This is a genomic window from Micromonospora halophytica (assembly GCF_900090245.1).
Lineage (GTDB): Bacteria > Actinomycetota > Actinomycetes > Mycobacteriales > Micromonosporaceae > Micromonospora > Micromonospora halophytica.
Genome location: NZ_FMDN01000027.1, coordinates 22,808 through 40,533, shown reverse-complemented (window position 1 = coordinate 40,533; position 17,726 = coordinate 22,808). Strand labels below are relative to the sequence as shown.

Annotated in this window: 18 protein-coding genes and 1 riboswitch; of the genes, 14 read left to right on the top strand and 4 right to left on the bottom strand. The window is 74.5% G+C overall.

The features are described from left to right. Nucleotides 1-2: 2 nt before the first annotated feature. The 9 genes from GA0070560_RS25135 to GA0070560_RS25095 are packed head-to-tail and all read left to right on the top strand — an operon-like array spanning nucleotide 3 to nucleotide 6,864. Nucleotides 3-803 carry a CpaE/TadZ family protein gene (locus GA0070560_RS25135; RefSeq protein WP_091302135.1) on the top strand — a complete coding sequence of 267 codons (801 nt, stop codon included), beginning with the start codon at nucleotides 3-5 and terminating at the stop codon, nucleotides 801-803. Continuing rightward, nucleotides 793-2,325 (top strand): TadA family conjugal transfer-associated ATPase, encoded by a 1,533-nt coding sequence (locus tag GA0070560_RS25130; protein WP_091302133.1) that lies wholly within the window; start codon nucleotides 793-795, stop codon nucleotides 2,323-2,325. Before GA0070560_RS25135 ends, GA0070560_RS25130 begins: the two co-directional genes overlap by 11 nt. Then, complete coding sequence (locus tag GA0070560_RS25125) at nucleotides 2,277-3,221, top strand: type II secretion system F family protein (protein ID WP_170839579.1); 945 nt, start codon at nucleotides 2,277-2,279, stop codon at nucleotides 3,219-3,221. The genes GA0070560_RS25130 and GA0070560_RS25125 overlap by 49 nt, the downstream gene beginning before the upstream one ends. Next, nucleotides 3,221-4,078: a type II secretion system F family protein gene (locus tag GA0070560_RS25120; protein ID WP_091302182.1), complete on the top strand. Its 858-nt coding sequence runs from the start codon at nucleotides 3,221-3,223 to the stop codon at nucleotides 4,076-4,078. The genes GA0070560_RS25125 and GA0070560_RS25120 overlap by 1 nt, the downstream gene beginning before the upstream one ends. Before the next feature lie 26 nt (nucleotides 4,079-4,104). Further along, complete coding sequence (locus GA0070560_RS25115) at nucleotides 4,105-4,296, top strand: hypothetical protein (protein WP_091302129.1); 192 nt, start codon at nucleotides 4,105-4,107, stop codon at nucleotides 4,294-4,296. Further along, complete coding sequence (locus GA0070560_RS25110) at nucleotides 4,296-4,799, top strand: TadE/TadG family type IV pilus assembly protein (protein WP_091302181.1); 504 nt, start codon at nucleotides 4,296-4,298, stop codon at nucleotides 4,797-4,799. Before GA0070560_RS25115 ends, GA0070560_RS25110 begins: the two co-directional genes overlap by 1 nt. Next, nucleotides 4,796-5,272, top strand: a complete 477-nt coding sequence (locus tag GA0070560_RS25105; RefSeq protein WP_245675696.1) for a TadE/TadG family type IV pilus assembly protein — start codon at nucleotides 4,796-4,798, stop codon at nucleotides 5,270-5,272. The genes GA0070560_RS25110 and GA0070560_RS25105 overlap by 4 nt, the downstream gene beginning before the upstream one ends. Further along, nucleotides 5,269-5,700, top strand: coding sequence for a hypothetical protein (locus GA0070560_RS25100; protein ID WP_091302126.1), 432 nt, complete (start codon nucleotides 5,269-5,271; stop codon nucleotides 5,698-5,700). The genes GA0070560_RS25105 and GA0070560_RS25100 overlap by 4 nt, the downstream gene beginning before the upstream one ends. A gap of 15 nt (nucleotides 5,701-5,715) precedes the next feature. Continuing rightward, complete coding sequence (locus tag GA0070560_RS25095) at nucleotides 5,716-6,864, top strand: LysM peptidoglycan-binding domain-containing protein (protein WP_091302124.1); 1,149 nt, start codon at nucleotides 5,716-5,718, stop codon at nucleotides 6,862-6,864. Nucleotides 6,865-6,908: 44 nt separating this feature from the next. Here GA0070560_RS25095 and GA0070560_RS25090 read toward each other — a convergent pair whose 3' ends face one another. Next, nucleotides 6,909-7,748, bottom strand: a complete 840-nt coding sequence (locus GA0070560_RS25090) for a Rieske (2Fe-2S) protein (protein WP_245675695.1) — start codon at nucleotides 7,746-7,748, stop codon at nucleotides 6,909-6,911. Between the two features lie 100 nt (nucleotides 7,749-7,848). On the opposite strand from GA0070560_RS25090, the gene GA0070560_RS25085 reads away from it, so the two are divergent. After that, nucleotides 7,849-8,919: a DNA glycosylase AlkZ-like family protein gene (locus GA0070560_RS25085; protein ID WP_091302122.1), complete on the top strand. Its 1,071-nt coding sequence runs from the start codon at nucleotides 7,849-7,851 to the stop codon at nucleotides 8,917-8,919. Between the two features lie 183 nt (nucleotides 8,920-9,102). Here the strand turns inward: GA0070560_RS25085 and bluB are convergent, their stop codons facing one another. Continuing rightward, entirely contained in the window at nucleotides 9,103-9,729 is a 627-nt protein-coding gene (gene bluB / locus GA0070560_RS25080) for a 5,6-dimethylbenzimidazole synthase (RefSeq protein WP_091302120.1), read from the bottom strand. A 34-nt stretch (nucleotides 9,730-9,763) separates the two neighbouring features. Then, nucleotides 9,764-9,963, bottom strand: a riboswitch (cobalamin riboswitch). A 114-nt stretch (nucleotides 9,964-10,077) separates the two neighbouring features. Between bluB and GA0070560_RS25075 the strand changes: the two genes are divergently transcribed. Then, on the top strand, nucleotides 10,078-10,833 hold the full coding sequence (locus tag GA0070560_RS25075) for a crotonase/enoyl-CoA hydratase family protein (RefSeq protein ID WP_091302175.1): 756 nt from the start codon (nucleotides 10,078-10,080) through the stop codon (nucleotides 10,831-10,833). Nucleotides 10,834-10,840: 7 nt separating this feature from the next. On the opposite strand, the gene GA0070560_RS25070 is transcribed toward GA0070560_RS25075, so the two are convergent. Continuing rightward, nucleotides 10,841-12,295 carry a dihydrolipoyl dehydrogenase family protein gene (locus GA0070560_RS25070; RefSeq protein WP_091302118.1) on the bottom strand — a complete coding sequence of 485 codons (1,455 nt, stop codon included), beginning with the start codon at nucleotides 12,293-12,295 and terminating at the stop codon, nucleotides 10,841-10,843. Nucleotides 12,296-12,387: 92 nt separating this feature from the next. Here GA0070560_RS25070 and GA0070560_RS25065 point away from each other — a divergent pair, with 92 nt between their 5' ends. Next, nucleotides 12,388-13,488 (top strand): serine hydrolase domain-containing protein, encoded by a 1,101-nt coding sequence (locus GA0070560_RS25065; RefSeq protein WP_091302116.1) that lies wholly within the window; start codon nucleotides 12,388-12,390, stop codon nucleotides 13,486-13,488. Between the two features lie 555 nt (nucleotides 13,489-14,043). On the opposite strand, the gene GA0070560_RS25055 is transcribed toward GA0070560_RS25065, so the two are convergent. Continuing rightward, entirely contained in the window at nucleotides 14,044-14,961 is a 918-nt protein-coding gene (locus tag GA0070560_RS25055; protein ID WP_091302113.1) for a phytoene/squalene synthase family protein, read from the bottom strand. A 65-nt stretch (nucleotides 14,962-15,026) separates the two neighbouring features. Here GA0070560_RS25055 and GA0070560_RS25050 point away from each other — a divergent pair, with 65 nt between their 5' ends. After that, the gene (locus GA0070560_RS25050; RefSeq protein WP_091302111.1) at nucleotides 15,027-16,181 is read left to right on the top strand and encodes a polyprenyl synthetase family protein; all 1,155 of its coding nucleotides are present in this window, start codon (nucleotides 15,027-15,029) and stop codon (nucleotides 16,179-16,181) included. 28 nt (nucleotides 16,182-16,209) lie between these two features. Next, the gene (gene crtI, locus GA0070560_RS25045) at nucleotides 16,210-17,691 is read left to right on the top strand and encodes a phytoene desaturase family protein (RefSeq protein WP_091302109.1); all 1,482 of its coding nucleotides are present in this window, start codon (nucleotides 16,210-16,212) and stop codon (nucleotides 17,689-17,691) included. The last annotated feature ends 35 nt before the right edge of the window (nucleotides 17,692-17,726 follow it).

Genomic DNA, 17,726 nt, shown 5'->3' with positions numbered 1-17,726 from the left:
GCATGGCGATCATCGCGCTGGTCTCGGCGAAGGGCTCGCCCGGGGTCACCACGTCCGCGCTGGCCTGCACGCTGAGCTGGCACCGGCGGCTGGTGCTCGCCGAGTGCGACCCGGCCGGCGGCACGGTCCTCGCCGGCTACCTCGGTGGCGCGCTGGACGGGCCCCGGGGCATCGGCGAACTGGCCGTCGGCGAACTCCGCGACGGCAACCTGGAGTCGGCGTTCTGGTCCCAACTGGTCGACCTGGACGCCCCGAAGCGGGAACGGCTGCTGCTGCCCGGCGTCGTCGACCCGGCCCAGGCCGGCAGCGTCACCCCGCTCTGGCAGCGCTTCGCGGACTTCTTCGGCGACCTGGAGAAGGGCCAACCCGCGTACGACGTGATCGCCGACTGCGGCCGGCTCCAGGTGACCGGTCCACCGTGGCCGATCCTGCGCGCCGCCGCGGTGGTGCTGCTGGTCACCCGGGCGCACCTGCCGGACCTGTCGGCGACCCGGTCGATGATCCGGGCGATCGAGCGGGACTTCACCGAGCACCGGGTGCCGCCGGGCACGCTGCGGCTTCTCGTGGTCGGCGACGGCCACGGCAAGGGCGAGATCGGCAAGGCACTGCGGGTGCCGGTTATCGGCCGGATGCCGGAGGACCGGCGTACCGCGCAGGTGCTCAGCCTCGGCGGCACCGTGCGCGCCGGACGGCCGCTGATGCGCGCGGCCGGCGGGCTGGAGGCGCCGGTCCGGGCGCTGCTGGACCGCCGCCGGGCCCGGCTGGCCTGGCCGGCGACGCAGGAGGTCCCCGATGCGGTTTGAGCCGGTCCACCACGACCCGCGCCACCAGCAGCCGGGCGCGACCTCGACGATGCCGCCGCTGCCCCCGGCCAACGGACGCCACCACCACGCGCCGCCGGTCGTCCCGCCCGCCCCGACGCCGCCGCCCCGGCCGAGAGTGGACTTCGCCGTGGTCCGCGAACTGCGGCGGGAACTGAGCGAACGGCTCACCCAGTGGCAGCGCGGCCGTGACTTCGACGCGAACGAGGAAGAGGTCGAACGGGCCCGGCTCGCGGTCGCCGTCGTCTCCGGCTACGCCGACTCGGTACGCCGGGCCGGCACCCCGCTCACCGCCGACGAGGAGCGGATCCTGCTGGACCAGGTGACCGCCGAACTGGTCGGGCTGGGACGGCTCCAGACACTGCTGGTCGACGACTCCATCGAGGAGGTGCACATCCTCGGCTGCGACCAGGTGCGGATCACCCGGCACGGCGGTGGGGTCGACTGGGCCGAACCGATCGCCGACAGCGACGAGGAGCTGGTGGAGATCCTCCAGGCGGCGGCCCGCCGGGCCGGGGCCACCGAACGCTCGCTGTCCACCTCGAAGCCGACGCTGGACCTGCAACTGCCCGACGGCAGCCGACTCGCGGCGGTCTTCCTGGTCAGCCACCGCCCGTACGCGGTGATCCGCAAGCACAACACGCTGGACGTCAGCCTGGAGGACATCTGCGGCACCCGCCCCGACCTGGACGAGATGATCGACCCGCTGCTGCGCGACTTCCTCCGCGCGTCCATGCGGGCCGGGCTGAACATCATGGTCGCCGGGCTGGCCGGGGCGGGCAAGACCACCGTCATCCGGGCGTTGATGGACGAGATCCCGCCGGACGAGCCGTACGTGCTGCTGGAGGAGAGCCGCGAACTGCTGCCCGCCCGGCGCGGGCACAAGCACCGGGCGGTGATGAGCTTCGAGTCCCGGGAGGGCCACGGCGAGCGTGGCCTGGACGGCCGGCCCGCCGGCGAGGTGAGCATCGCCGACCTGATCCCGGTGTCGCTGCGGATGGGCGTGCTGCGGATCATCGTTGGCGAGGTGCGGTCCCGGGAGATCGTGCCGATGCTCCAGGCGATGACCACCAGCCGCGGGTCGATGTGCACCATCCACGCCCGTACCCCGGCCGGGGTGAGCGAGCGGATCATCGAACTGGCGCTGGCCCACGGCCGGGAGATGACGGTCGACCAGGCCCGCCGGATGGCCGGCAACGCCCTCGACCTGATCGTCTACGTGACCGTCGAGGACGAGACCGCGATCGGCGGACGCAAGCACCGCTTCGTCTCCCACGTCGAGGAGGTGATCGGGGTCGGCGAGGGCAACCGGATCATCACCACGTCCGTCTTCGGCCCTGGGGCGGACGGTCGGGCGGTCCCCCGCCACCTGCCCGAACGCATCCGCGACCAACTGCTGCGGGTCGGCTACGACGCCCGGCTGCTGACCAGGTTCATCGAGGCCGGAGCCGGTGCCTGGCGTCGCCCCCGGCACAGCCGCCTCGGCCCGGCGGTGCGGCGGTGAGCGACATCGAGCTGATCGCCGTCGTCTCCGGGGCGACCTGCGTGGCCGGGCTGGTCCTGGCCGTGGTCGCGGTGGTCGGCACCCGCACGCCCGTCCGGCCGCGCCCGGCCGCCGGGCGGGGCCTGCGCCGGCTCTGGGTCGGCGCCGGCGCCGGCCGGCGGGAACGCCGGATCCACCAGGCGCGACTCGCCGTGGCGCTGGCCGCCGGGGCGGTGGCGTTCCTGCTCAGCGGGCTGCCGGTGGTGGGGCTGATCGTGGCCGTGGCAGTGCCCGGTGTGCCGTGGCTCTTCGCCGTCGGCAAGGCCGAGCAGCGGACCATCGCCCGGATCGAGGCGGTCGGTGAGTGGACCCGCCGGCTCAAGGACGTCTCCGCCACCGGGCAGGGCCTGCAGCAGGCCATCATCGGCACCATCGCCACCGTCCCGGAGGAGATCCAGGAGGAGGTACGGCTGCTCGCCGCCCGACTCCAGGCCGGCTGGACGGCCCGCGCCGCCCTGCTCGCCTTCGCCGACGAGATCGGCGACCCCGTCTGCGACCAGGTGGTGGCCGCACTGATCCTGCACCTCACCGACCGGGGTGAACGCCTCGGCGACGTGCTCGGCTCGATCGCCTCGGCCGCCGCCGCCGAGGTGGCCACCCGGCGGGAGGTGGAGGCCAAGCGCACCCAGCCCCGGTTCGCGGTCCGCTTCCTCACCGGGATGACCCTGGTCGTGCTGGCGTACGGGCTGCTGAACACCGACTACGTCCGCCCGTACGGCAGCGTCCTCGGGCAGCTCGTGATGGCGGTGCTCAGCGCGGCCTTCATCGGGCTGCTGGTCTGGGTGCGGTCGATGAGCCAGCCCCCGCCGCCGGCCCGGTTCCTGCCCGCCCCCGACCTTCAGGAGGCGGTCGCATGATGCTCAACTGGCAGCTCGCGGTCGCCGTGCTCAGTGGCGCGGGTGTGGGGCTGGGCCTGTTCCTGCTGGTTCGCGAGGCGCTGCCGGCGTCCCCGGCGCTCGGTCCCGCGCTGCGCCGGTTGCACCAGCCCCCGGGCACGGTCGCCCCGGCACGCGGGCCGGACTGGCTGGGCGGCTTCTCCCGCTGGCTGAGCCCGCCGCACCGGCAGCTCGCCCTGATCGACCAGACCCCCGAGCAGTACGCCCTCTCCGTGCTCCTCTCCGGACTGGTCGGGCTGGCCACGCCGACCGTGCTCGGCGCGGTGCTCTTCCTCGGCGGGGTACGGCTGCCGGTGGCCGTACCGGTGCTGGGCAGCATCGGGATGGCGATGGTCTGCGCGCTGCTCGCCCACCGGGCGGTGCTGGCGAAGGCGGACGCCGCCCGCGACGAGTTCCGCCAGGCGGTCTGCACCTACCTGGACCTGGTGGCGTTGCAGCTCTCGGCGGCGCACGGCCCGGTGCAGTCGCTGGAGCGCGCGGCGGCGGTCTGCGACGGCTGGGTCTTCGACCGGATCCAGGAGTCGCTGCGGATCGCGCAGATGCAGATGCACTCCCCGTGGGACGAACTCCAGGAGCTGGCCGAGCGGATCGGCATCCCGGAACTCGGCGACGTGGGGGCGATCATGCGTAACTCGGGCAGCGAGGGCGCGCAGGTGCACGAGACCCTGCGCAGCCGCGCCGACTCGCTGCGGGACCAGATCCGCACCGACAACCTGGCCCGGGCCGAGGGGGTCACCAGCCGGCTCGACATCCCCGGCTCGCTGCTGGTCTTCGTCCTGCTCGGTTTCATCCTCTACCCCTTCGTCGCCCGCCTGTAGTCCCCTCCCCCGACAAGGAGCACCCCATGCAGCTGCTCACCTTTTTCTACGTCGCCACGGTGGCCCGCCTGTCCGAACTGCGCCGCGAGGCCGACCGGGGCGACAGCCCGGTGCCGACCGCGGTGATCATCGCCGGGCTGGTCGCGGCGGGCATCACCGTCACCGCCCTGGTCATGACCAAGGCCGAGGCGTGGATGGACGGCATCCCGACCAAGTGATCCGGACCCGTCCCGTCGTCGCGCCCCCGGGCCGGACGGCCGTCGCCGTCCGGCCCCACAGCACGCCGTCCCGCGTCCCGGGCCGGCACGGTCCGCGCGTCGCCGTCCGGGCCGTCCGGCGACGCCTCACCGCCGGGGGTACGGACCGGGGTGCGAACCCCGTCGAGCTGGCCGTCGTGATGCCCACGGTGCTGTTGCTGCTCTTCGCCTCCGTCCAGGTGGCGGTCTGGTTCGTGGCCCGCTCCACCGCGCTGCACGCGGCGCAGAGCGGGGTCAACGCGCAGCGGACGCTGCACGCCCCGGCGGGCGCGGGTGAGGCCCGCGCCGCCCGGTTCCTCGGCGCCGCCGGCGACTGGCTGGTCGGCGCGGAGCCGACCTGCGTCACCAGCGCCACCGAGGTCACCTGCACGGTCACCGGCCGGTCCCTGTCGGTCGTACCGGGCGTCAGCTTCGAGGTACGGCAGACCGCGCACGGCACCGTCGAACGCTGGACCACCCCGTGAGCGCCCCGGTGGACCGCCGCGCCCGGGGCTCGGTCTCGGTGGAGGTGGCCGTGCTGGCCCCGGCGTTCATCGCGCTGATCGTGCTGGCCGGGGTGACCGGGCGGACGGCGGTGGCCGACGAGGCGGTCGAGTCGGCCGCGCACGACGCCGCCCGGGCCGCCTCGATCTCCCGGGACGCCGCCACCGCCCGCACCGCCGCCCGGGACGCCGCCCGCCGCCAGCTCGACTGGCGACGCCTGAACTGCGAGGGCACCCCGAAGATCACCTTCAGCGGCTCGGTACGCGGCCGGCCGGCCGGCTTCGACGCGGCGTACCGCAGCCCGGTCGGGCAGCCGGCGAGCGTGACGGTCACGATCACCTGCGTGGTCTCCCACGCCGACCTGCGGGCCCCCGGCCTGCCCGGCGTGCCGCTGCGCACCACCGCCTCGGCGACCTTCACCTCGCCGCTGGACCGGTACCGGAGCCGGGGATGAGGGCGCGCGGACTATGGCGGGACGAGGGACGGGTCAGCCTGTTCCTGGCCGTCACCATGACCGGCGTGCTGGCGATCATCGGGGTCGCGTACGACGGTGCCGGCCAACTCCGGTCGCTGCAACGCGCCGACAACCTCGCCGCCGAGGCGGCCCGCAGCGGCGGCCAGGCCGTCGACCGGGCCCGGGCGATCGAGGGCGGCCCGAAGGAGATCGACGAGGCCGATGCCCGGGCCGCCGTCCGCGACTACCTCGCGGCGGCGGGCGTGACCCGGTACCGGGTCACCTTCCCGGTGGTCGGCGGCGAGAAGCAGATCCAGGTCCGGGTCACCGTCACCTACCGCCGGCACCTGCTCGGCCTGTTCGGCATGGACAGCACCGTCACCGTCTCGGGCGAGGCCACCGCGCGCGCCCTCACCGAGGCACCGTAGGAAGGGAAGGCCGCCATGACCGCACCCCGTGGTTCCGCCGTCCGGCGGACCGGCCAGCTGCTCACCGGCCTCGGCTCGCTGGTCGTGCTGATCGCGCTGCTGGCGGGCGCCCCGGTGGCGCTGCTCGCCTTCGCCGGCAACCCGCTCCCCGACCACCTGCCCACCCTCGGCGAAGTGGGCACCGCGCTGACCAGCCGGGACGACGGGCGGCTCTTCCTGCGGGCGTTGGCGGTCCTCGGCTGGTTCGGTTGGGCGACGTTCGCCTTCTCCGTCCTGGTGGAGCTGGGGGCGCAGGCGGCGCGGCGGCCGGCGCCCCGGCTGCCCGGGATGAGCCGGCAGCAGCGGGCGGCGGCGGCCCTGGTCGGGTCGGTCGCGCTGATCGTCGCGGCGGCCCCGGCGGCCAGCGCGGCCACGGCTGTGGCGTACCCGGCGACGACCGTGGCGTACCCGGCCACGGCCACAGCGGCGCTGCCGGCCGGCGCGGTGACGGTGCCGCTGGCCGCGCCACCCACCACGACGGCGGGCGCGGTGCCGGAGGGCGGCGGTTCCGAGGCCACCCGCACGTCGGCGGCCCCGCCCGTCTACCGGGTCGCCCGGGGCGACTACCTGGGTGAGGTGGCCGAGCGCTACCTGGACGACTTCGACCGCTACCGGGAGGTGGCCCGGCTCAACCGGCTGCCCGACCCGGACCGGATCCGACCCGGCCAGTTGATCAAGCTGCCGGCGCAGGCCACCGACGGCGGCACCCGGCAGCACGCGACCGGTCGCCTGGTGGTGAACCCGCCCCGCAAGCCGTCGCCGCGCCCGCCCGCAGCCACCCCGCAGGGGTCACCCGAGACGGCCGCACCCGGCGCGCCGGGGCCCGACACCCGGGCGACCCCGGACGAGCGGGTCGACCCGCGGTCGCCGGAGCAGCCGGTGCCGCAGCAGACGCAGCCGCAGCGGGAGGGCCCGGTGGGGGTGCCACCGGCGCTGGCTGCCGGGGCGGCCCGGGCCACCGGCGACGACGGCATCAACCGGCCGCTGGCCGTCTCGGCCGTGCTCGCCGTGGCGAGCATCGTCGGCGCGCAGATCGGCGCGGTGCTGGGGCTGCGCCGCCGCCCGGCCCGGGCCACCGCCGCCGCGGCCCGCGCGCTGGTCACCGGGCGGCACCGCCGGGACTGACCAGGCGCGTGGGTCACCGGCGGCACCGCCACGACTGACCAGGGTCAGGGAAGCTTGGTCTGCAGCACGCCGTCGACGACCCGGGTGGGCAGGATCTGCTGGTCGTTGGGGGACGGCCCGTGCACGACCTCGCCACCGTTGAGGCGGAACGCCGAGCCGTGCCAGGGGCAGACCACGCAGGCATGCCCGTCGATCTCCTGCACCTCGCCCTCGCCGAGCGGACCGCTCTGGTGCGGGCAGCGTTCCAGCATCACGGTGACCTCGTCGCCGTGCCGGTAGAGGATCACCGAGACGTCGTCCACCTCACGGGTGACGAGCTGGCGCTGCGGCAGCATGGCCAGCTCGGCGACCGCCTTCCACTCGTCGCTCATCCGGTGCAGCTCGGAGATGCTCTGGCTGACCTGCGCACCCTGCTTGTACGCCAGGTGCCCGCCGATGTACGCCCCGGCGCTCGCCGCGCTCAACCCCAGGTACGCCAACGCCCGACCCGTCCCGTGCCGGCCGCTGAGCCGGGCCGCGAGCGAGCCGGCGTAGAGCGCCAGCCCGATCGAGTTGGCGGCGGCGTGCACCAGGCCGACCCGACGCTGGTCCCGGGCCAGGGCGGCCCAGTCGTTGAACCCGGTGACGGCGGCGGGCACGGCGCTCACCGTGCCGAGGGCGACCAGCGTGGTCGCCGCCCGGCGCTGCCCGGGCAGCAGGTCCACCACGGCGGCGCTGAGCCAGGCGCCCACCGGCACCTGCACCATCGCCGGGTGCAGCGGGTGGCCCAGCCAGACACCGTGCAGCAGGTCGCGGACCCGCTGCGGGCGCAGGGTCCCCTGCACCGCGCGTTGCAGCCGGTCACCGATCCGGTCCAGCTTCGCGTTCTGCTCGATCTTCGTCATCAGCGCTCGCACCTTGTCCAACTTCCCGGCAGCAGCGGACGCAAACCGGGCGGGCGACACGATCCCCCGCACGGGGGACGGTCTGGGCTAGCCTCTCGGGATGCGTCCCCACCGCATCTCCCGCGCCGAGGCGCGACGCGTCGCGGTACGCGCGCAACTGCTCGACGCGCGGCGGCCGGCGGACCTGCTGGCGGCGGTGACGCACCTGACGTTCCTCCAGCTCGACCCCACGGCGGCCGTGGCGCCCAGCGCCGACCTCGTGGCGTGGTGCCGGTTCGGGGCCGGGTACCGACCGGCGCACCTGCAGCAGGCGGTGGAGCGGGACCGCACCCTGTACGAGCACAACGCGTTCGTCCGGCCGATGGCCGACCTCGGACTCCACCTCGCCGAGATGGCCGCCTGGCCAGGGGAGGGCACCCGCACGCACGCCTGGCTGACGGCGAACGACTCCTTCCGCCGGTACGTGCTCGACCTGCTGCGCGACTCCGGCCCGCTGCTGTCCCGGGAGGTGCCGGACCGCAGCGTGGTGCCGTGGCCGTCGACCGGCTGGACGAACAACCGCAACGTCACCCAGATGCTGGAGTTCCTCGCCGCCCGGGGTGAGGTCGCCATCGCCGGCCGGATCGGGCGGCAGCGGCGTTGGGACCTGGCCGAGCGGGTCTACCCGGCGGGCACCAGGGTCGTGCCGGAAGAGGAGGCCCGGCGGATCCGCGACGAACGGCGGTTGCGCTCGCTGGGCGTCGCCCGGGCGTCGATCGTCGGGGAGGCCGGTGAGCCGGCGGAGGTCGAGGGCACCACGGGCGGGTGGCGGGTCGATCCGGCGGCGCTGGACCAGCCGTTCGCCGGGCGTACCGCGCTGCTGTCGCCCTTCGACCGGCTGGTCCACGACCGGAAACGGCTGCGGGAGCTGTTCGACTTCGAGTACGTCCTGGAGATGTACGTGCCGAGGGCCAGGCGGCGCTGGGGCTACTTCGCGCTGCCGGTGCTGCACCACGACCGGCTGGTCGGCAAGGTGGACGCCACGGCCGACCGGAAGGCGGGCGTGCTGCGGGTGCACACCGTCCACCAGGACGTCCCCTTCGACGGAGAGACGGCAGCCGCGGTCCGGGCCGAGCTGGCCGCGCTGGCGGCGTGGCTCGAGCTGACCGACGTCAGCTTCGCGGGAGACTGACCCCGTTCCGTCGCAGCCCGGCTTCGTGTCGGCGATACGGCGGTGTCCGGTCCAGCCGGACACCGCCGTATCGCCGTCAAGCCGACCGCCGTCAAGCCGACCGGCCGACAAGCCGACCGCCGACGGGCCGACCGCCGACAAGCCGACCGCCGACGGGCCGACCGAGGTGACCGCGCGCGGGCGTCAGCGGGAGGCGGTCCAGCGGTCGGTGTGCAGCGCCTCGGCCAGCGGGCGCTTCTGCCGCCAGCCGTGCCGGGCCAGGTCGGGCACGGTCTCCAGGTGGGTCACCGGCCCGACGCAGAGCCAGGCGACCGGGCGGATCCCCGCCGGGACGCCCAGCAGGTCGGCCAGGAACGGCTCCCGGTAGAAGGACACCCAGCCGACGCCGAGCCCTTCGGCGGTGGCGGCGAGCCAGAGGTTCTGGATCGCCAGGCAGACCGAGTAGAGGCCGGCGTCGGCGATGGCGTGCCGGCCGAGCACGGCCGGGCCGCCCCGGGACGGGTCGTAGGTGACCACGATCGACAGCGTCGACTCCAACACCCCGTCGATCTTGATACGGGCGAACCGGGCGGCCGCCTCGCCGTCCAGGGTGGCGGCGAAGGTGTCCCGCTCCACCTGTACGTGCTCGTGGAAGCGGCGACGGATCCCGGCATCCCGGACCAGGACGAAGTCCCACGGCTGCGAGTAGCCGACGCTGGGCGCGGCGTGCGCCGCGTCGAGGACCCGGTGCAGGGTGTCGTCCGGCACCGGCTCGCCGGTGAACTCGGCGCGGACGTCCCGGCGACGGTGGATGGCGGTGTAGAGGTCCATGGGCAGGCTCCCGCTGCGCTCGGCCCACCGGCAGGTGGGCGGTCGACGCGAGGCCGGTCTTCGGACTCCCGGATCGACGCCTGGCCGTCCGCCTTCCCAGCCGTACGGCCAGTGGCTGCGCTGCGTGCGCGTGGACGGTGGCTCCCCGGTCACCGCGGCGGGCCCGTGCCGGATTCGCACCGGCTTCCCAGATTCTCCCCGCGGCCGCGGGGCACCTCGCATGATCGTGCCGTCGGCGATGCTAGCGGCCCGACGGTTGGAACCGGCAGGCGTGCCGCGGGCGCGGCAACTGACCCACCGGGTGCCGGCCCCTGGCGGGCCGGCGCCACCGGAGGGCATGCTGTGCCGATGGCCGTACACGTGGCGCACGACGGACCGGTGACCACGGTGATCCTGGACCGGGCGGCGTCCCGCAACGCCGTCGACGGGCCGACCGCGCGGGCCCTCGCCGACGCGTTCCGCACCTTCGAGGCCGACCCGGACGCCCGGGTCGCGGTGCTCTGGGGCGCGGGCGGCACGTTCTGCTCGGGTGCCGACCTCAAGGCGATCGGCACGCCCCGCGGCAACCGGGTCGAGCCCGACGGCGACGGCCCGATGGGCCCCACCCGGATGTCGCTGTCCAAGCCGGTCGTCGCCGCGATCTCCGGGTACGCCGTGGCCGGCGGGCTGGAGCTGGCGCTCTGGTGCGACCTGCGGGTCGCCGAGTCGGACGCGGTGCTCGGGGTCTTCTGCCGGCGGTGGGGCGTACCGCTGGTCGACGGCGGAACGGTGCGGCTGCCGAGGCTGATCGGCCAGAGCCGGGCAATGGACCTGATCCTCACCGGCCGGCCCGTCAGCGCCGACGAGGCGTACGCGATGGGCCTGGTGAACCGGGTGGTCCCGCCGGGTGGGGCGCGGACGGCGGCCGAGCGGCTCGCGGCCGACATCGCCCGGCACCCACAGGCCTGCCTGCGCAACGACCGCGCCTCGGTGCTGGCCGGCGCGGGTCTGCCCGAGCCGGAGGCGATGGCCACCGAACTGGCCTACGGTCTGGACTCCCTCGCCACGGACGCCGTGGCCGGCGCGGCCCGCTTCACGGCCGGCGCCGGCCGGCACGGCGCGTGAGCCGCGTTCAGCTCAGGTCGCGCAGCGCGTCCTCGATCGCCCGGTGGAACGTCGGGTACGCGTAGATCATGTGGCGGAGCCGGTGCAGCGGCACGGCGGCGTGCACCGCCACGACCAGCCCTGACAGCACCTCGCCGCCGGCCGGGCCGACGGATGTGGCACCGACCAGGACCCCCTCGTCGGCGTCGGCGACCAGCTTGACGAAGCCCTCGTTGCCGGCCTTGTGGATCCAGCCCCGGGCCGACGACGGGAGCTGGGCGATGCCGACCTGCACGTTGATCCCGCGTTCCCGGGCCTGCCGCTCGGTGAGGCCGACCGCGCCGACCTCCGGGTCGGTGAAGGTGACCCGGGGCAGGGCCCGGTAGTCGGCGCGCGGGACGGTGCCGGCCACGCCGCTCGGGCCGGACGCACCCATCGCGCCGCCGACCACGCTGGCGGTGCCGCTGGCGTCCGGGCCGCCCCGGGCCCGACGGACGTGGTCGAGCAGGTCGGCGACCACGATCGACGCCTGGTACATGGCGATGTGGGTGAACGCCCCCTCGCCGGTGACGTCGCCGACCGCCCACACCCCGTCGGTGGCGTGCATCCGGTCGTCGACCGGCAGGTAGCGCTGTGCGCAGTCGACGCCGACGGTGTCGAGGCCCAGCTCCGCCAGGTGGGCCTTGCGGCCGGTGACCACCAGCAGCCGCTCGGCGGTGTACGAGTCCTCGCCCGCGTGCACGGTGAACGCCGTGCCGTCGTGGCTGATCCGCTCGGTCTTCACTCCGGTGTGGAGCCGGACCCCGTCGGCGCGCAGCGCGGCCGCCGCGACCTCCGACGCCTCTGGCTCCTCGATGGCGAGCACCCGGTCCGCGGCCTCGACCACGGTCACCCGGACGCCGAACCGGGCGAAGACCTGCGCCAGCTCCAGCCCGATCGCGCCGCCACCGAGCACCAGCAGCGATCCGGGCAGGTTCTCCACCTCGACCGCCTGGTGGTTCGTCCAGTACGGAGTGTCGGCCAGCCCGTCGATCGGCGGGACCGACGGGCTGGTGCCGGTGCCGACGACGATGCCGTACCGGGCCTGGAGGACCTGGTCGCCGACGACCACCCGGCCGGGGCCGTCGAGCCGGCCGCTGCCGCGCAGGAACCGGCCGCCCTTGCCGGTGAACCGGTCCACCGCGACCTGGTCGTTCCAGGTGTCGGTGGCCTCCTCGCGGATGCGCTTCGCGACCGGCGCCCAGTCCGGCCGGACCTGTGCGGTGCCGGCCAACTGGTCGACGCGCCGCGCCTCGGCCAGCGCGTTCGCCGCCCGGATCATCATCTTGCTGGGGATACACCCCCAGTAGGGGCACTCGCCTCCGACCAGGTTCCGTTCGACGCCGACCACGGTCAGGCCGGCCTCGGCGAGCCGCCCGGCCACCTCCTCGCCGCCGACGCCGAGCCCGACCACCACCACGTCCACGATTTCCGGCTCCGCCATCCCGCCAGCATCCTCCAGCCCCGGGGACGCCGGCCACCGTTCCGCGCCGGAATTCCCGCGCCGGTAACCTCTGCGCGGCTTACGGTGGCCCGGTGCACGCACGCTTCGCCCCGGTCCGGGACTGCTTCCACGACCTGCTGTCCGCCGGCCGGGAGGCCGGTGCCAGCCTGACCATCTGGTACGACGGCCGTCCGGTGGTCGACCTGGTCGGCGGCTCCCGTACGGCCGTCGCGCCCGGCGCGGTCGCGCCCTCGGCGGAGGCGGGCGATCCGTGGCGGCCGGACACGCTGGTGAACGTCTACTCCGTCGGCAAGCCGGTGGCGGCGCTCTGCCTGCTCACGTTGGTCGACCGGGGACGGGTGCGACTGGACGCGCCGGTCGCGGCGTACTGGCCGGAGTTCCGCACACCGGCCACGGTCCGGCAGGTGCTCAGCCACACCGCCGGGCTGCCGGCCTTCCCGGTGCTCCGGCCGGCGGAGGCGGTCGCCGACTGGACGCTGCTCTGCGCCGACCTGGCCGCCGCCGAGCCGGAGTGGGAGCCGGGTTCCGTCGCGGGCGAGCACGCCTGGACGTACGGGCACCTGGTGGGCGAACTGGTGCGTCGGGTGGACGGACGGACGGTGGGGCGTTTCCTGGCTGAGGAGATCGCCGGCCCGTGGCGGCTCGACCTGGGCTTCGGGCTGGACGTGGCCGACCAGCGGCGCTGCGCCGACCTGTCGTACGGCGATCCGCGATGGCCGGTGCGGATGCTCGGCGAGCCGGGGTCGTTGCGCGCCCGGGCGCTGGGCAACCCCGCCGGCGGCCTGGACGTCGCGGTGGTGAACAGCCCGCTGTGGCGGGGCGCGGAGGTGCCCGCGGTCAACCTGCACGCCACCGCGTCCGGGCTGGCCCGGCTCTACGCGGGCCTGCTCGCCGGCGGCACCCTGGACGGGGTCCGCCTGTTCGGCGCCGATCTGGTCGCCGAGGCGACCCGGACCCAGTACGACGGCCCGGACCTGTTGCTGGACCGACGGACCTGTTGGACGCTCGGCATGCAGCGGGAGGAGGACGGGAGCTGGGGCATGGGCGGGGTCGGTGGCAGCAGCGCCTGGGCCGACCCGGAGCGCGGCTACGTCTTCGCGTACGCGACGAGCCGGCTCGCCGACCACGACCGGGTGGAGGATCTGGTGGAGGTTCTGCACTCCTGCCTCTGACTCCCGAGCGGCGGTGCCACCCGGCGGGTGGTGGCTCGCGGCCGTCGACATACCGGCGACGTAACTTTCGGTAACAATGCGCGAGTTCACGCTGGGTGACCAGGGCGGGATGGACCACTCCCTCACCTCGGACGCTTTGCTCTGCTGCCACCACCGCACCACATGCCGCTAGCAGCGGAAACGCCATTCGCCCTGCGAGACCCCGACACACCTGCCGTGACGGAAGGTGACTGGCGCGTCCGTGGCAGCAGTGCAAAGGAAGGACCTACCCCGGGCGCGGCAGCACCGTCACGGAAAGCGACTCCACGGGGAGCTGGGTCCCGCCGCTACGCCAATCCGCAGAAGGTCAGCGCAGCCGGACCGGGTCGGCTCCGGGCACCTCCAGCGGCGGCGGGTAGTCCAGCGTCCGCCGCAACTCGTCCGGCAGCCGCCACGGCTGGCGCACCGCCTTTGCCGACCACCGACGCCAACTCGGGCACCCACCTGCGCACGTACCCGCCGTCGGGGTCGTAGGCCAGCCGGAGCGCCTCGGCGACCGGGTCGCCGTACGTCCGCTCACCGGCGTACCGGCGTCGGTCCGGGGACGGCGACCGGGCTGCCGGGCGGGGTGAGCAGGGCACGGGCGGCCACCGCCATCCGGCGGCGCTGCGGCACCACCGCCCGGCGGACGAAGACGTCGTGGTCCTGCGCGGCGACCGCGTCGAGGATGCCGCCGTAGAGCGCGTACGCGGTGCGCATGCAGGCCTGCGAGGCGGGGCTGAGCAGACCGATCCCGGGCGCGGCGGCCTCGTAGTGGGCCTGGGCACGGCTCACCTCGTACTCGATCAACTCGCGGATCTTGCCGGTGGTGCGGCCCTGCGCCTTCGCCGCGAGCAGGTCCTCGCGGGTGACGTCGAACTTCGCCAGGTCCTCGTCGGGCAGGTAGGTGCGGCCCCGGTCGAGGTCCTCGGAGACGTCCCGGATGAAGTTGGTGAGCTGGAAGGCGAAGCCGAGCTGGCGGGCCGGCTCGCGGGCGGCGGCCGGGTCCGAGCTGCCGAGGATCGGGAGCATCATCGTGCCGATGACCGCCGCCGAGCCCTCCATGTAGTCGAGCAGGTCGTCGTAGGTCGGGTACGACATGACCGTCAGGTCCATCGCCATGCTGCGCAGGAACGACGCGAAGTCGGCCCGGTCCAGGTCGAACACGGCGATGGTGTGCAGCACGGCGGGGAGCAGCGGGTCGTCGACCGGCTCGCCGTGCAGGCCGGCGACGAAGCGGGACGACCACTGCTCGAGCCGGGCCGCGCGCTCGGCCGGCGGGAGGTCCTCGGTGCGGTCGACGATCTCATCGGCATAGCGTGTGAAACCGTACAAAGCGTGCACATGCCGCCGTTTCCATGCGGGGAGCAGGCGGGTGGCGAGATAGTAGGTGCGCCCGTGGCATTTGTGCAGCTCCTGGCAGCGGGCGTAGGCCGCGCTGAGATCGGTGTCCACCGGCCCTCCTCGACATTCGACGCAGCAATCGACGCAACTCGTAACCCTAGGGTACGCTCCCCCACATGGCCAACGACGCAGTTGCGGGTAACACGCTCCGCGTCGCGCCGGCACAGCCGGAGGCGACGGACGATCCGGTCCGCGGCGTACTGGCCGCGTTCACCAAGGACCTGATCAAGGGGGTCGACGAGACACTGGCGGCGTTCCTCGCCACCGAGGTCGACTCGCTCACCGAGATCGACGCGGCGATGGGTGGTTTCGCCGCCACGGCTCGCGACTGCGTGCTGGCCGGCGGCAAGCGGGTCCGCCCGACGTTCGCGTACTGGGGCTGGCGCGGGGTGGTGGGCGGTGGCGGTCCGCTGCCCTCGGTACTGCCGGCGTTCGCCGCGCTGGAGCTGCTGCACACCTTCGCCCTGGTGCACGACGACGTGATGGACGCCTCCGACACCCGGCGCGGCCTGCCCACCGCGCACCGGGCCGCCGCCGCCCGGCACCGCGCCGCCGGGCACTCCGGCGACCCGGACCGGTTCGGCGAGGCGGTGGCCGTGCTCATCGGCGACCTCTGCATGGTCTGGGCGGACCGGCTGCTCAGCCACGCCCCCCTGCCGCCGGCCCGGCTGTTCGAGGTGCGCCGCTGCTACGACCGGATGCGGATCGAGACGGTCGCCGGGCAGTACCTCGACGTGCTCGGCGAGAACGACGCGGCGAACTGGTCGGTGGACCGGGCGCTGCGGGTGGCCCGTTACAAGACCGCCAGCTACACCGTCCAACGGCCGCTGCTCTTCGGCGCATGCCTGGCCGGGGTCGAGGCCGACGCGCCGCTGATCGCCGCCTACACCCGGTACGGCCTGGCGGTGGGCGAGGCGTTCCAGCTCTGCGACGACCTGCTCGGCGTCTACGGCGACCCGGCGACCACCGGCAAGCCGGCCGGCGACGACCTGCGCACCGGCAAGCCGACCGCGCTGCTGATGGTGGCCCGGCAGCTCGCCGACCCGGGCCAGCGGCGGGCGTTGGACCGGGCCGGCAAGGCGACCGGAGCCCGCGAGGTGGCCCGGCTGGCCGAGGTGGTCGCCGACACCGGGGCCGTCACCCGGGTCGAACGGATGATCTCCGACCGGGTCGCCGAGGCGCTGACCGCGCTCGACACCGCGTCGATCGACGAGACCGCGCGCAACGCGCTGACCGGTCTCGCCACCGCCGCCACCAAGCGGCGGGCATGATGGGCAACTTCGTGAGGGAGGTGGTCACGTGCGGACCGTGAACGGACGTACGGACCGGGTGGTGGTCGTCGGCGCGGGCCTCGGCGGGCTGGCGTGCGCGCTGCACCTGGCCGGCAGCGGCCGGCAGGTGACCGTGGTCGAGCGCGAGCCGGTGCCGGGCGGCCGGGCCGGGCGGCTGAGCGTCGACGGGTACGAGTTCGACACCGGCCCCACCGTGCTCACCATGCCGGACCTGATCGCCGAGGCGCTGGACGCGGTCGGCGAGGAGCTGGACGACTGGCTCGACCTGACCCCGCTCGACCCGGCGTACCGGGCCTACTACCCGGACGGCTCGACGCTGGACGTCATCACCGACACCACCCGGATGGCCGCCGAGATCGCCAAGGTCTGCGGCCCCCGTGAGGCCGACGGCTACCTGCGCTTCGTCGACTACGCGCGCAACCTCTGGCACTGGGAGCGGGCCGACTTCATCGACCGCAACCTGGACGCGCCGACCGACCTGCTCACCGCCAACCTGGTGAAGCTGCTGACCCACGGCGCGTTCCGGCGGCTCCAGACGAAGATCAACCAGTTCTTCTCCGACCCCCGCACCCAGCGCATCTTCTCCTTCCAGGCGATGTACGCCGGCCTCGCGCCGCACGACGCGCTGGCCATCTACAGCGTCATCGCGTACCTCGACTCGGTGGCCGGGGTGTACTTCCCGCGCGGCGGCATCCACGCCGTGTCCCGGGGGATGGCCGGCGCCGCCGAGAAACACGGCGTGCAGTTCCGGTACGGCACCACGGTGACCCGGGTGGAGACCGCCCACGGCCGGGCCACCGGCGTGGTGACCGCCGACGGCGAGCTGATCCCGGCCGACGTGGTCGTGCTCAACCCGGACCTGCCCGTCGCCTACCGCGACCTGCTGCCCGAGGGTCGGCAGCGCAAGCTCACCTACTCGCCGTCCTGCGTGGTCCTGCACGTCGGGTCGACACAGGGGTATGGCAGGATCGCCCACCACAACATCCACTTCGGACGGTCGTGGAAGGGCACCTTCGACGAGGTGATCCGGCGCGGCGAACTGATGAGCGACCCGTCGCTGCTGGTCACCAACCCGAGCCGGACCGACCCCTCGGTCGCCCCGGCCGGGCGGCACACCTACTACGTGCTCGCCCCGGTGCCCAACCTGGAGCGGGCGCCGTTCGACTGGCGCGGCGACCTCAGCCGCCGCTACGCCGACCAGCTCGTCGGGACGTTGGAGGAGCGCGGGTACGTGGGGTTCGGCGACGGCATCGAGGTGCTGCGTACGATCACCCCCGCCGAATGGGAGGAGCAGGGCATGGCCGCCGGTACGCCGTTCGCCGCCGCGCACAGCCTCTTCCAGACCGGCCCGTTCCGCCCGTCGAACCTGCACCGGAGCCTGTCCAACGTGGTCTTCACCGGCTCCGGCACCCAGCCCGGGGTCGGCGTGCCGATGGTGCTCATCTCCGGCAAGCTCGCCGCGAACCGCATCACGGGCGACGGCCGGTGAGCACGCGGAGCGCGGTGCACACGAGAAGTGGGGGG